The following is a 14466-nucleotide window of genomic DNA, read 5'->3' as shown; positions in this document are numbered from 1 at the left end:
TCAGAACTCCTTTGAGGGTACGGGTTCCTGAGTTCAGGGGGTGAAGTTCTGCTCTTCCTCGTTCTGCAATGACTCGAACATTTTTTTGTAGTCTTTGGGCTCAATCTCTGGCGAATTCTGGTTCCACACCAACGCCTCATAGACGATCTTTCTCAATTCACCGTCCAGTTGATCCTGATTGTTGTTCAAATACAGCTCCCAGATATCCTGGGACTTTCGTGCATGACCATTCAGGCTTTCCAACGCCATCAGCCCTGCATAGCCATTGGTAACCTGTTCCGCCTGTCCTGAATTGACCAGCTCCTGGAAAATCGCCTTTGCTTCTTCATAACGTCCCGGTTTGATCAACAGCGCTCCCAGACGGATTTTGGCCCGGGGAGTGTAGATTTCGTTGTCCGGATAATTCTTAATGACGGCCTGCCAGGCATCCTCACTGACGCCCAGACGGGTTGCCAGAAAGAACTGCTTTGAGGCACTATCCTCTTTCGGAATGAACGTCAGTTCCGAACTTTGATTCTCTGAAGCCTGAAAGGGGGCATCGAGCGGATTGCCGGGGCGATTCACCCAGCCGACGGCAGCGGCCACTCCCCCCAGACACAATGACGCCAGAATAAACGTCAGCAGCTGTTTCTGAAAACTCCGGTTCCCCTGAAATGGAAGCATTTCGCTCCAGCTGCGCCTGTGAATCCCGGGACTCTCCTCCGAGATTTTTTTGATTTCCTGCATCAACTCGGCTGCATTCGCAGGCCGTTTGTCCGGACTCTTTTCCATCATCCGGTGCACCAGGTTACAGAGTTCTTCCGGCAGATCGGGACGGCGTTTTTTCAGCGGGTAAGCGGCTTCATTCAGATGTTTCACAGCAATCGACAGCGCTGTCTCCCCGTTAAAGGGGGGCTTACCTGAAATCAGGTGGTAACAGGTCACCCCCAGGGAATAGATGTCGCTCCGTTGATCGATGGGTTTCCCGTTGACCTGTTCCGGACTCATATACAGGGGGGTTCCCATTGTGGTCCCCACCTGGGTCAGGTTCACCCGTTCTTCCGACTGGCCAATCTGCGCCAGACCGAAATCAGCCACCTTGATCAGTTTTTTCGAGGTGATCATGATATTTTCAGGTTTGATATCCCGATGCACGATCCCCTTTTCGGCAGCAGCGTTCAAGGCAGCAGTCACCTGTCGCATGATCCGTAAAATCAGGTTACAGTCAGGCGGTGTATTTCGCGCCAGATGCTCTTTCAGATTGATGCCTCGCACATATTCCTGCGCGATGTAATGCGTCCCCTCAAAATCGCCCGTCATATAAACCTGGACGATATTCGGGTGAGTCAACCCGGCCGCAGCCTTCGCTTCCCGTTCAAAGCGTCTGACGTGCGTCTCGTCACTCATCAGCTCATTGTGCATGACCTTGATGGCGGCTTCACGCTTGAGTGAGACCTGTTCCGCCAGATAAACGGTGGCCATTCCCCCCTGGCCCAGCTTGCGTAAAATCTTGAAATCTCCCAGCTGCTTGCCAATCAGACTTTCTGATTCCGGGGGGAATTTCATTTTCTGTGTGGTTTCACTGGCGCGATAAACCGTATTTTGCGTGGAATCAGAATCGACGAAACCAGACACCGGGGGGAGACTCAACCCCTCAGGCTCTCGCGAGAGAGAGTCTAAGCTGTCCTCAGGCGTTTCAGCGGAAACCCTGCTGGTCTTATTCTGCGGCTTTTCAGATGGCATAAGTTGTTATCTGGCAGTACCGTAAGTCGTTTGATCACTGAAAGAAAGCAGCACACTCTCTCCATAATAGAGGTGATACCCTTTCAGGTATAGAGAAAGTTTTCAATTGTCGCAAAAAACCTGCTTCTACAGGGAGTTCATCAACCGATTAACGGATTATTCACACAGGATGGTCTGCCAGACGGTTCAAAATTTCGGCCCCCTGCTCCAGAATCGAATTCTCCTGGGCATACGAAATGCGAAAATGCGTATCGCGACCACTGAACACATTGCCCGGTATAATTAATAGATTATTCTGGATCGCCGCCGTACAGAATTCGGTTGCTGTCCCCCAGGGAGTGCGGATAAACATATAAAATGCGCCCTGCGCGCCGGAGATTTCGTACTTCTCCGAGAGCAGATCCCGCATCAGATCCCGTTTTTCGTGATATTCCTCGACACGGCCTGAAATATCACAATCCAGTGCAGCCAGCCCGGCCCATTGAACGGGATGCGGCGCACAGACAAACGTGTATTGCTGCAGCTTGATCATCTGCTGAACCACACTTTTGGGACCATGCACAAATCCCAGACGGTGACCGGTCATGGAATGTGATTTACTGAAGCCATCAATCACGATGACATTTTCATTATAAGCAGCCGGACTGGCAAAGGGTCCGCCATAACAGAACGAACGATAGATCTCATCGCTGACCAGCGCGATGTTCTTCTCCGCCGCCAGCTCCGCTAAAGCTTTTGTTTCTGCCTCAGAAGCGACATGCCCGGTCGGGTTACTCGGGCTGTTGAACAGAATGAGTTTCGTGCGATCCGTAATCGCGGCTCGGACTTTTTCAATATCGATAGAGAAATCCGGATACGTCTCCACGAAGACCGGCTTCCCCCCCACTAATCGCGTGAGGTGTGTGTACATCACAAAGTATGGATCGAAGATGATCACCTCATCTCCCGGATTGACCAGCGCATTTAACACCAGCATCAACGCACCACTCGTGCCACTGGAGATAAAGACCTGCCGGTCAGCGTGACCGTAGGTTTCATCGACCTGCGCCTGAATTTTTCCGATCAGCGGTGCAATCCCCTGTGTCTGGCTATAGGCATTTTTGCCGTCCCGCACCGCCTGACAGAGCGCATCTTTAATCGTATCAGGGGTGTCAAAGTGGGGTTGTCCGATACTCAAATTGATCGGGTTTTCCATCTTTGCTGCCAGGTCAAATACTTTTCGTATGCCAGACGCGTCAATCAGATGCATCCGGTCGGCAATCCATTCTTCACTCATTTGATTCTCAATCTCAATTATTCAAGTTTTGGTTTGATCTACTCAGGAACCGGTGAGTTATTTTATCTTCTTCGGTCAATGAATACAGGAATCACTCACCCGTTTTTCTGAAGATGCTTCGTGATAAAATACAGACCAGCGTAAATTCGGGCATCCAGCAGACATCCCCGCTGCCGCGCACTCTCCAGCCAGTCTTCTATCTCTGCATAGGGGATCGCGTGCACCGTGATCTTTTCAGATTCATCGCCTCCCCCGGCACCGACTTTCTGCAGATCCAGCGCCAGAAAAAAATCGACCGCTTCATCCGTCAGACCTGCAGAGGATACCGTGGAAACGAGTGCCACCAGCTGTCCGGCCTGATAACCGGTCTCTTCCAGCAGTTCCCGGGCAGCGGCTGTCTCCAGCAGTTCCTCTTCCTGGCCAGTGATATCCCCCGCGAGCCCTGCAGGAAATTCAATCACCGTCGCATCTACCGGGGGACGGTATTGTTCCACTAAAATCACACGCTGGTCCACCGTCAACGGAAACAGGCAGACAACCCCACTCGAATTGACGCGCTGCACAAACTCCCAGCGCCCCCGCTGGACCAGTCTGATAAAACGACGTTCAATAATCGTCTGATCGGTTTCCTGACCTTCCTCACTCATAGTCATCTCTCAAATTATTAGAATTAGACAGGTATCGCCCCCAGGCAGACGCCTGATGTTTCTGACAGAGAACAGGTTCAATCACTCCTTTAACGATTGAACTGCTGAATCAGTTTTCTGAGAATGGAAATCAGATTCACACTGTTTCATCAGAACCGAAGCACCGGTTTGATGCTTATCGTTTTGATACCAGAAATACAACTGAGGTTCACTCAAAATTCCGGGGACCGCAACTTTCTGTTTCTGCCTGCATTGATTGTATGTGCCCTTATCAGTTTTTGCTACACTTGCGATGTGGGTGCATCAGTCAAATTGTCAACTGTCAGTCACTCTCAATCACCTTGTTGAAAAATGGGAACTTCTATTTCTCAGATACCAGGAAACACCTATGAAACCGCTCGTTCTTTTACTCCTGACATTCACGATGCTCTTGAATCAGACTCACGCAGAAGATTCAATCGTCGATACCTCTTCCCCACTGGAAACCATCGCCACTGACTTCGGCCTGGCGGATGGCCCGGCCTGGGATGGGGGAGGCAGCCTTTATTTCCCGGATGTCAAAGGGGGCAAACTGTACCGCTACTTTCCCCGCTCGGGAAAGGTGACCGTCTTTCTGGATGACGCCGGCCGGATCAGTGCCAGTTATTTCAATCATGGCAAACTCTTTCTGTCCGATAACGGAAACAGCCAGATCAGTGTGTTGAATGGAAAAACGAAAACTCCGATCGCCGGTCAGCCCGCGGATGCCAAACCTCCCCGCAAACCCAACGATCTGGTCGTCGATCAGCAGGGAGGCATCTACTACACACTCACCGGCTCGGGAGAAGTCATCTGGATTTCTCCGGAAGGGAAACAGTCTGTCGCCATCAAAGAGATCAAAACCCCGAACGGACTGATCCTCTCTCCCGATGGGAAAATCCTGTATGTTGCCTCCTATGTGCCAAAAGAAATCTGGGCCTATGATGTCGTCAGTCCCGGCGTCGCCAAGAACGGACGCCTGTTTGCGAAGATGGATTCCGGCCCGGATAAAGGGGCAGACGGTATGACGGTTGACCGCGCCGGTAACGTCTACTGTGCGGGTCCCGCCGACATCTGGATCTGGAATCCCGCAGGGAAACTGCTGGCAAAAATCCATACTCCCACACGTCCCATCAACTGCGCCTTCGGTGACTCGGACATGCGTTCGCTTTACATTACCGGCTTTGGAGGTCTGTACCGTCAGCGTATGAATGCTTATGGCTGTATGCCTGAACCAGCTGTCTCTGCGACAGACAGTAATTCCAACCGACCTGCGACCACCGTTCCGGACTCCGTCACCCCGCACTTGAATGTGGTCTATGGACAATCGGGAACCCGTAAACTGCTGGCAGACATTTTCGTCCCCAAAGCGGGGAAAGGCCCTTTTCCTGCAGTCGTTGTCGTGCATGGCGGAGGCTGGATGAACGGAGACAAAACGAAATTCCGCGCTCTCGCAGTCGCTTTATGTGAACGCGGATATGTCACCATGGCTGTCGGCTATCGTCTGGGGCATGAAGCTAAATTTCCAGCCGGCATCCAGGACTGCAATGCGGCTGTCCGGTTCCTGAGAGCAGAAGCGAAACAGTTCCATGTCAATCCGGATCAGATCGGTGCCGTGGGTGGTTCTGCCGGCGGTCATCTGGTTGGTCTGATGGCGGCTGCTCCCGATGAAAAACAGTTGCAGGGAGATGCCGGTCATGCGGATCAATCCTCAAAACTGCAGGCCGCCATCGTGATGGCAGGTCCCATGGAAATGGCATCAGGCTCTGTTGCCGAACGTTCCCGTAAAAGCGGCGACAAATCCTATTCCAATCAGTGGCTCGGAAAAACGATTGATGAGGCTCCCGAACTGTATCGACTCAGCGATGCCTATCTGCATTTCGACAAGCACACGCCTCCACTCCTGTTTATGACAGGTGAGTTCGACAATCCGGATCGCAATGTTCCCTCGCGAGAAAAACTGAAACTGCTCGGCGTGACCACCGGAATTAAAGTTTATCCTAAAGGGAAACATGGATGCTGGAACCAGTTACCCTGGTTCAACGACATGGTCGAAGATATGGACCAGTTCTTTCAGCAGAATCTCAAATAAGCGGTAGACTCGATGAGAAGAAGGGGACGAAGCTTATTTGTCCTCTTCTTCATCTTCGTCAAATTCATATTCATCATCGGCAAAGTCGAATTCGCCGTCTGACAGTTCCCCACTGGCTTCGGCATCATCGAATTCATCAAAATCATCGCCGACATCGAGATCGCCGGCTGAATCGAGCATGTCATCGTCTGCCTCGTCGAAATCATCTTCTTCGAACTCACCGGACAGTTCGGCGGCGGAATCAGAAACCATTTCCTCGTTATCATCTTCTTCGTCGAACGAATCTTCTTCTTCACTCTCTTTGCTCTTGGCTTTTTTCTTCGCCCCTCCTTTGGGACCAAAGATCAATGCCCCGACGGGCATCAGTACCAGAACTCCACACATCAGCAGAGTCATACCGGCAAATGCCATCAGCATGGTCGGCATTGCTTCCGCATGGTTTAGAAAGACCATCACCAGCAGATAGGCCAGGTAGCCTCCCGGGATTGCTGCCACCAGTGAAATCAGAGGAAGTTGTAGTTTTGACACAATTGCTGTTCCTGAAACGAGGTCAAAAGCAGTGAATCTGATGCGGACACATGTACCGAATCTCAATCGGATCCGGGAATCACTATTCACTATCGTAAAGTGGCCTGAGATGTATTATCAAGCCTCGAATTTAAAATGTTTCTTATAAATATAGAGTCCGGTTTGACGCGCTGACCCGTTTACTGGTATTCCTGATACAGATCATTTGCAATTAATCGTCTCCGTTGGACTAATCGATACAGGAATCATATTCAGCAGGGAACGTCTCATTCGCGTTTTTGAGGAATCCATGTCAGCTTCCGAGTGGAATCAATTAAATCAGAACATTATCGCCTGCACCAGATGCGAACGTTTACTGGAACACTGTCAGAACATCGCAGTGGAAAAACGAAAATCCTTCCAGGACTGGGATTACTGGGGGCAACCTGTCCCCAACTTCGGAGACTCAGAAGCCCAGCTGCTGATTGTGGGCCTGGCCCCGGCGGCCCATGGTGCCAACCGCACCGGCCGTATGTTTACCGGCGATCGCAGCGGAGACTGGCTGTACCGTGCACTGTTTAAAGCAGGTTTTGCCAGCCAGCCTGCCGCAGAACATATTTCAGACGGACTGAAATTAATCAACTGTGCCATCACCGCCACCTGTCATTGCGCGCCCCCTGCCAACAAACCCACGCGCGAAGAGATTGAAAACTGTGATCCCTGGCTGGCGCAGACTGTTGACCTGTTGCCCGTTCAAGTCTTTCTGGCACTCGGGCAGATTGGCTGGAAAGCAGTGCTGGACTTCAAAAAAAGACAGGGGATCCTGACCGAAAAGCGACCTGCATTTTCTCATGGCGCCGCGTACCAGTTTTCAGACGGTCACTGGCTCGTAGGCAGTTATCACCCCAGCCAGCAGAATACTTTCACCGGTCGACTCACCGAACCCATGTTCGACTCGGTTTTTGAGCTGGTCAAAACAAAGCTCAAAACGGAACAATAGACTATTCAGTCTTTGCCGTTGATCCCGACCACACGATGAAAGTGCATCTCGACTTCTCGATCGATGACCCGCCGAACCCCTTCTACCAGGCATTCCGGCTCGTGTTCGGTTTCACCAATCCGCTTGATCTCTTTCAGAGACGTTCCCGGCGAGACCGTAAATGCGTTCTGATGAATGATCTGATTTCCGGCATCCAGTTCGGGAATAATAAAATGAATCGTGGCGCCAAAGGTCAGCATATGGTGACTGAATGCGTCTTCATAGGGTTGAAATCCGGGAAAGGAGGGGAGCAGCCCGTGATGCAGATTGATAATCCGGCCGCCGGCAAAGCTCCAGCAGATCCGTGGCGGCAGTACGCGCATGTAGCGAGCCAGCAATACATAATCGACGTCATACGAGTCGAACAGTTCTACCATGCGTTCGTTATCCGGGTTCCCCCGGTCATCACCAATGTTATGAAATTCCAGCTGATGCGCTTCCGCCAGGGACTGACAACGGTCCCGGTTTCCGATAATCACTGCCGGTTCCGCCTGGATCACACCTTCTTTGATGGCATTTAAGACCGCTGCCGCCGGTTCACTGCGATAGGTCGTGCAGATGGCTATGCGGGGGACGCGTTCGTGTTCATCACGGGCCCAGACACGCAGTGTCAGCCCTTTTTGAGTTCCAATCTGCATAATCCGTTCACGTAACACCGCAATCGGTTCGACATCGGTCGGCCAGTCGATGCGCAACAACATCGCAAACAGACGTTCCGAATCATGGTCATACATCTGAATCTCATGAATATTTGCCCCGACCCCCGTTACATAGTGCACGATGGGGTCAGCTAAACCGCGATTGTCTGGTCCGACGGCTGTGATCGTTACCTGCATGTTCTATTCACACTTTCACAACTGGTGATACTACTCAGCCGGGCTGCTGGATGTACTTACCCGGTCAGTAATTGTAACACATCACCACACCAGCCTCTGCTGCTTCTGTCCGAGGAAGAGCGAATCGTCCTCCGCGCGAATCAATTCTGTTCAATGTAAGCATTTGTTGGATTTCGTAAACAGAAAATGTAAAGCAGTGTTTCGGATTCCTTACAAAAACAGGAGTTCCTGCTGAACAACCGCAACTCACCAGGTATGCAACTTCAAATGTTAAACTACAAGCATTAAAGGTGTTAGTGAAAGGTTGCGTATTTTGCATACTGTAACGTTTATGAAGAAAGTTCCTTCGGCATGGTCTGTGCGATCATCATAACTGGCAATATGGGAATTCAGCAGGAGGATATGTGTACCCCACACTCCTGAACCCAGGCAAATCGTGAGTGAACCGGTTCTCACTTTTTTTCTGGTCTGCTGCATTCCTGTGGTCATCGTTGTCTCAGGAAGATTCTCTCAGGGTCTTTCCGAACCGTTGATGACCACTGCCGGGACCTGGAAGCGTGTCTGCCTCCGGGTTGTCTCTCGCGGTTCATGGTTTCTCGATCAGGGCCGAAAACAAAAACGTAACTCTCAAGTAAAACACAAGGAACTCAAAAATGTTGAATCAACTTTGGAACGACGAAGCTGGTTTCGTTATTTCTGCGGAACTCGTACTCGTACTGACCATCGCTGTCCTGGCCATGATCGTCGGACTGAGCGAAGTCGCTGTCGCTGTAAACACTGAACTGAACGATATCTCAAACGCAATTGGTGCTCTGAATCAGAGCTACGCCTATACTGGTTTCGTTGGAGCCGGTGCTGCTGGTGGAAAAAGCAAAAGCTTCTACGCTGGTTCACGCTTTGAAGACGCTACCGATGACTGCGACCTGAACACAACTTGTGATCTGGTTACAGGTACCGGTACTGTTACCGCTTCCGAATCTACGACTCCATAGTCTTAGTTTTGGGTTTCAACCAAAATTGAAATTCTGTCCGGGCCAGCCCCGGGCAGAGTTTTTATTATTAAAGGAACACCAGAATGAAAGCTTTATGGAAAGATGAAAGTGGTTTTGTAATTTCAGCAGAACTGGTACTCGTCCTGACCATCGCTGTTCTGGCTATGATTGTGGGCCTGAGTGAAGTTGCTGTTGCTGTGAATACAGAACTCAACGATATTTCAAATGCCATCGGAGCGCTGAACCAGAGCTACGCATACACTGGTTTTGCGGCAGCAGGTGGCCCATCGGAAAAAGGGAAAAGCTTTTACTACGGCTCTACCTTCTCTGATGCCACTGATGACTGCGACCTGAACACAACTTGTGATCTGGTTACAGGCACTGGCACCGTTACTGCTTCCGAATCGACAACACCTTAGTCTAAGACGCAAATTGAGAGCGACTGATATAATCAGTAAATTAGACACATCCCGAACTCTGGTAGTGGTTTACCGCTACCAGAGTTCTGATGTTTCAAAAAAAACGCATCTGTTTCACAGTCACTTATACAGACTGTAAAACATCCTTGATATGCCGTGTTGCCTGAATGCAACCTGCCAAACTTTTTGTGCCCCGCTGGCCGCTCTCCTGGCAGAAACTGTAAATCGTATTTTCAATTACAGTTATAGCGATTGTTAAATCGCGTTTCTCCCGCTCCACACGCTCTGTGGACTTCTCACAACGCCCCGCTTTCTGACGAATGGCACATCGACTGCGTTATGAGATCTGCAACAAGAGTGAATGAAACAAATGACTGAGAGTTATTTCTGAAAGGTAACTGACACCGATTGATTCGCAACGTTGTGACCCGTGTTGAGGCTTCTTCTAATTCTCGCGACTTGTCCCCGAAAGAAGAAGAGAAGTCAACGGCATTGCATGAAGGTGAGAGAGCATTCAATGCGAATGATGTCTTCGGCATCATTTTCTGGGCTTCCATCGCTCCGCGGGTCATAACGTGCATTTTATAGAAATTTTGATGAATACAACACTGCAGTTTGTGACGTGAAATTACTGGCCGGTAATTTCACAAATGTGCCTGAATGGAGCGTAGTCTCTCAATCTGGCTAATTGATGAATATCGCTTTCGCTTTATTTATCTGTGTTTAATGGGCTGTTTTCTTTCTCGGAAAGCAAACCACATACTCGTCTCTCAATTTAATTTTTTAAGACCAAGGAACTCACTAAGATGTTAAATCAACTTTGGAACGATGAAGCAGGTTTCGTAATTTCAGCTGAATTAGTACTCGTTTTGACCATCGCCGTTCTGGCAATGATCGTTGGACTGAGCGAAGTTGCTGTAGCTGTCAACACTGAACTGAACGACATTTCAAACGCAATCGGATCTCTGAACCAGAGCTATGCCTACACTGGTTTCCGTGCATCAACAGATGGTAAAACCAAGAGCCACTATGCTGGTTCACGATTCAACGATGCTGTCGATGACTGCGACCTGAACAACTCTTGCGACCTGGTTACAGGTACAACAGGTGTAACTGTTGACGAAACTCCATAATTCTGATTTCGATCAGATTCTCAAATCTCTGTTCAGGAACTTCCTGAACAGAGATTTTTCTTCTAAAAAAAATGAAACTCATCCAAGTGGAATTCCAGCAACTCTCAAAATAAACATTAAAAAAACAAGGGGATAAAATCATGTTGCGGGCATTATGGAAAGAAGAAAACGGCTTTATTATTTCTGCAGAACTGGTCCTGGTATTGACTATCGCTGTACTGGCCATGATCGTCGGATTGAGCGAAGTCGCTGTGGCTGTAAATACCGAATTGAACGATGTCTCAAATGCCATCGGTTCACTGAATCAAAGTTATGCTTATACTGGTTTTAGAGCCAGTACTTTTTGTGATGGTAAATCAAAAAGCCACTACGCTGGATCACGTTTCAACGATGCTGTCGATGACTGTGACCTGAACACGACTTGTGACCTGGTAACAGGAACAACGGCTGTCACAGCTTCTGAAAGCGTAACACCGTAAACGATTGCTTAAAACAGTCTCTCTCAGAGAACCGGCGGATCTTCCGCCGGTTCTTTTTTCGATTACACGCTCTTACAGTTTGTTTAAGCGCTGTGTTCAGGCTGATTAACATTTCAACCAGCGAAACGATTCAGACTCCCCCGGATTCCCCTGGATAAAGACATCCCCTAAGTCTTTGCCCCATGGGGAGATAAACTGAGCAACACGAATAAAAACATCCGCATCTTCAGCCTCACTGGCATGCTGGCTGCATAATTACCCCTTCGTGAATTGATCATTGAAACTCAAATCAGTGAATCCTCTTCACAAACAGTAATACTCTCTCACAATCAAAACTCTCTCACAATCAAAACTCTCTCACATAGCCGCCCGTTGAGCACGCATTCAACTCGCGGCGCACTCTACAATGAAGTAAGGGGACTCTCTCATGTTGCGTATCGTTCAGCGTTTGTACAATGATGAAGCTGGTTTCATAATTTCTGCGGAACTGGTACTGGTTCTGACGATTGCTGTTCTGGCAATGATCGTTGGTTTAAGCGAAGTCGCTGTCGCCGTGAATACGGAATTAAACGACGTTTCCAATGCGATCGGCGCGCTTAACCAGTCTTATTGTTTCACCGGTTTTCAGGCTGGTTCTTATGGTAAAATGAAAAGCTATGTGGCCGGCAGTCATTTCCAGGATGCTTATGATGACTGTGATAAGAACACCAGCTGTGACCTCGTCACAGGAACCTCGAACATCGGAACGGAAGGCTGGTAAAAAAGTTTCGTTTCACGATTGAACATTAAAAAAGGCAGGTTTCAATTGAAACCTGCCTCTGTTCATTTACATCACAAACGAATCCAGCGTCCTGTTAGGCAGAAATTCTCGGCGTACCAGGATTGCGATCCGGATTAGCTTCTGGTTCAGGCTGCGGTTCGGGAACCACAGGTTTGGCTGTTTCCTGGCTTTGAGGAGCCAGATCACAGTTACCAGTAGCACAGGCAGTCGTGGGACAGACTGTGGTAGGAACCATGGTGCAGACTTCGTAAGGAACCTTACGAGCAACGCATTTCGTAACATAACGTGTGCAGGTTACAGGAACCTGTTTTGGTATGCAACGGGCAACACGGTGAGTGACAGTGAAAGGCACTTTACGAGTGACGCATTCAGCGACTTTACGGCTGCACTTCTCTGAAACCATTTTACAGGTTTGAACAGGAACTTTACGAACCTTTTCTTCGCAAACCCAGTTGCAGGTCTGGTAAGGAACTTTTTGAGCAACTGTTTCCGTTACCCAGCGGCATGTCCGGTAGGGAATTTTGGTCACAACTACTTCAGGAACCATTTTACAGACTTTAACGGGTACTTTGTTCACGATCACTTCAGGTACGTAACGGGTTACCTGTACCGGGCAGTTCTGTCGAACAACCTCAGGTACATACTGGGTGCAAGGCACCTGGCAGGCAACACGTTTCAGTCGCCAGACCTTTCGGCAGTGAGTCCGACCTGGTACCTGAACCATGGTCATCCGCGGAATCCCACAGGCATCAGTCGTCCAGCAGGGACGGCATTTTCCAGGCTTGGTAATCTGCTTGGTTTCCCAGACTCCCTGTAAACGGTGTACCGTTCGGTAGGTGGTTACCGGCTTCATTACCGTATAACAACGTTCCTGATTAACGGTTTCCGTAACAGGACGCATCACGGTCTGACGGCATTCCTGCTCGATTGTTTCCACAACCGGTCGCATCACAGTCCGTCGGCACTCTCGTTCATGATTTTCCCAGACGGGACGCTGTACCTGGTAGCTGCAATCACGGTACTTGGTTTCGACAACCGGTCGCCGGACAGTGTAACGCTCTTCCCGCTCTGATGTCTCAAATACCGGTTTTTGAACCGTATACTCAACATCGCGGTAAACCGTTTCATTCACCATGCGATAACAGGTTTCCTGCTTGTCTTCGTAAACTGTCTCGTATTCGGTGCGATAAGCCGTGTACTGTTGAGGTTCTGCAACCTGATCATAAACAGTACGGTAGCATGTTTTCCGCTCAACACGACAGGCGGTATAACAGGCTGTTGGCTGGCAGGCAGTAGTAGGACAGCAGTTATAACTGGCTGCACCAAAATACCTGCAGGCTTGCGCCGAATCATTGACAGCCAGCATTGCCACGGCAGCAAATGCTAAGGCCAGAATCTTTTTCATTTTTCCCCCTCCAAAAAAGTGCGTCACATGATGAAAGTGTGCGTTTTCCGATTTTTCATTTCATACATGACTGCCTGCATTATTGACATGACCTGAAAAAAGATGCAAATCAAAAGCTGACGTCCCGAATGGAAAAACCAAAATCATCGCGGGTTGTTCTATTTAGCACTCAAGCATAGATCACATAGTTTCGGCAACTTGAGGAAAAAAGGGGGATATCTCTTTTTAGTGAAGAGCTTGTTGCATGTTCCACTTTATAATCGTTATCACCTGCAAAGTTTCACAAATGCAACATCAGTGAGAACTAAACTGTTATCAGAACTCAACATGAATCATGGAAACGACATCCGGACTGGCGCATTCATCAGAAAATAAAAACATCTACATCACTGGATACATCAAAAACTTTCAATCTGTGCCGTATTTTGTTTTTAACGCATCAAAATCTTCCGGGGTATCCAGGTCCAGCAGAATTTCCGGTACAGCACATTCCTGTAGATCAGGTTGGATCTCCTGACTCTGCCAGAGCGAGTTGATCCCCTGCTCTGCAGGCAGCTTGAAAATCTCTCTTGCCAGCGACCAGCGAAAAAAAGTGGGATGTCCTTTTCGATTCTGGTACGTGGGAATCATGACCGCAGCCGGACACTGCTGCCAGGCCAGACATAATTCGTCGATCACAGACCGCTCCAGTACGGGATGATCCGCGGGCACCAGTAACCAGCCCTCGTCATCGGCAGGCTGATAGCGTTCCTCAATCCAGCGCAGAGCGTATTGAACGCTGGATTTCATATCGGGCGGGTCCGTATCCGGCTGAATTAGATCAACCGGTAAATCAGCCAGATGGTTATTTAAACCCTCGTCATCCCGACGGACAACGATGATCGTTCTGGTAATCCCCTGACTGCTCAATGCCTGCACCAGACGCTGAATGACAGTTTCAGTCCCCAGTGTCAGCAGCAGTTTATGTGTTCCCATCCGTCGACTGTGGCCCGCAGCAGGAACTATGGCAAACAGGCGGGGCGTTGTCATTAAATCACTCATTCCGATAAGATAAGATCTGGCCAGTCGATTCTCAATCAGATTCCGGCCGGGTTAAGTCAGAAGATCAGTTGTCGTTCAG

At 49.4% G+C, this 14466-nt stretch carries 14 protein-coding genes; 7 read left to right on the top strand and 7 right to left on the bottom strand.

Going from position 1 to position 14466, the window contains the following annotated elements; all coding sequences use genetic code 11:
* Positions 1-33: 33 nt before the first annotated feature.
* From ACN0YN_RS29440 to ACN0YN_RS29430, 3 genes are all read right to left on the bottom strand, one after another.
* Complete coding sequence (locus ACN0YN_RS29440) at positions 34-1722, bottom strand: serine/threonine protein kinase (RefSeq protein ID WP_417388464.1); 1689 nt, start codon at positions 1720-1722, stop codon at positions 34-36.
* Positions 1723-1882: 160 nt separating this feature from the next.
* Positions 1883-2998, bottom strand: a complete 1116-nt coding sequence (locus ACN0YN_RS29435) for a pyridoxal phosphate-dependent aminotransferase (RefSeq protein ID WP_417388463.1) — start codon at positions 2996-2998, stop codon at positions 1883-1885.
* Positions 2999-3093: 95 nt separating this feature from the next.
* Positions 3094-3645, bottom strand: coding sequence for an NUDIX hydrolase (locus ACN0YN_RS29430; RefSeq protein WP_417388462.1), 552 nt, complete (start codon positions 3643-3645; stop codon positions 3094-3096).
* 388 nt (positions 3646-4033) lie between these two features.
* On the opposite strand from ACN0YN_RS29430, the gene ACN0YN_RS29425 reads away from it, so the two are divergent.
* Positions 4034-5755 (top strand): SMP-30/gluconolactonase/LRE family protein, encoded by a 1722-nt coding sequence (locus ACN0YN_RS29425; RefSeq protein ID WP_417388461.1) that lies wholly within the window; start codon positions 4034-4036, stop codon positions 5753-5755.
* A 33-nt stretch (positions 5756-5788) separates the two neighbouring features.
* Here ACN0YN_RS29425 and ACN0YN_RS29420 read toward each other — a convergent pair whose 3' ends face one another.
* Positions 5789-6283: a hypothetical protein gene (locus tag ACN0YN_RS29420; protein WP_417388460.1), complete on the bottom strand. Its 495-nt coding sequence runs from the start codon at positions 6281-6283 to the stop codon at positions 5789-5791.
* 289 nt (positions 6284-6572) lie between these two features.
* On the opposite strand from ACN0YN_RS29420, the gene ACN0YN_RS29415 reads away from it, so the two are divergent.
* Positions 6573-7262, top strand: coding sequence for a uracil-DNA glycosylase (locus ACN0YN_RS29415; protein WP_417388459.1), 690 nt, complete (start codon positions 6573-6575; stop codon positions 7260-7262).
* A 5-nt stretch (positions 7263-7267) separates the two neighbouring features.
* Here the strand turns inward: ACN0YN_RS29415 and ACN0YN_RS29410 are convergent, their stop codons facing one another.
* Positions 7268-8137 (bottom strand): formyltransferase family protein, encoded by an 870-nt coding sequence (locus tag ACN0YN_RS29410; RefSeq protein WP_417388458.1) that lies wholly within the window; start codon positions 8135-8137, stop codon positions 7268-7270.
* Between the two features lie 653 nt (positions 8138-8790).
* On the opposite strand from ACN0YN_RS29410, the gene ACN0YN_RS29405 reads away from it, so the two are divergent.
* The 5 genes from ACN0YN_RS29405 to ACN0YN_RS29385 all read left to right on the top strand — a co-directional run bounded on the left by ACN0YN_RS29405 (position 8791) and on the right by ACN0YN_RS29385 (position 11920).
* Positions 8791-9129 (top strand): hypothetical protein, encoded by a 339-nt coding sequence (locus ACN0YN_RS29405; protein WP_278470225.1) that lies wholly within the window; start codon positions 8791-8793, stop codon positions 9127-9129.
* 83 nt (positions 9130-9212) lie between these two features.
* Positions 9213-9548, top strand: a complete 336-nt coding sequence (locus tag ACN0YN_RS29400) for a Flp family type IVb pilin (RefSeq protein WP_417388457.1) — start codon at positions 9213-9215, stop codon at positions 9546-9548.
* Between the two features lie 806 nt (positions 9549-10354).
* Positions 10355-10681 (top strand): hypothetical protein, encoded by a 327-nt coding sequence (locus ACN0YN_RS29395; RefSeq protein WP_417388456.1) that lies wholly within the window; start codon positions 10355-10357, stop codon positions 10679-10681.
* Between the two features lie 140 nt (positions 10682-10821).
* Positions 10822-11160: a hypothetical protein gene (locus ACN0YN_RS29390; protein WP_417388455.1), complete on the top strand. Its 339-nt coding sequence runs from the start codon at positions 10822-10824 to the stop codon at positions 11158-11160.
* 427 nt (positions 11161-11587) lie between these two features.
* A complete protein-coding gene (locus tag ACN0YN_RS29385; RefSeq protein ID WP_417388454.1) occupies positions 11588-11920 on the top strand; it encodes a hypothetical protein in 333 nt (110 codons plus the stop codon).
* A gap of 94 nt (positions 11921-12014) precedes the next feature.
* Here ACN0YN_RS29385 and ACN0YN_RS29380 read toward each other — a convergent pair whose 3' ends face one another.
* On the bottom strand, positions 12015-13346 hold the full coding sequence (locus tag ACN0YN_RS29380) for a hypothetical protein (RefSeq protein WP_417388453.1): 1332 nt from the start codon (positions 13344-13346) through the stop codon (positions 12015-12017).
* A 408-nt stretch (positions 13347-13754) separates the two neighbouring features.
* Positions 13755-14375 (bottom strand): nucleotidyltransferase family protein, encoded by a 621-nt coding sequence (locus tag ACN0YN_RS29375; RefSeq protein WP_417388452.1) that lies wholly within the window; start codon positions 14373-14375, stop codon positions 13755-13757.
* Positions 14376-14466: the final 91 nt, after the last annotated feature.

The sequence above is a fragment of the Gimesia sp. genome (assembly GCF_048260065.1).
Taxonomy (GTDB): Bacteria; Planctomycetota; Planctomycetia; order Planctomycetales; family Planctomycetaceae; genus Gimesia.
This window is presented reverse-complemented; position numbering and strand designations above follow the sequence as displayed.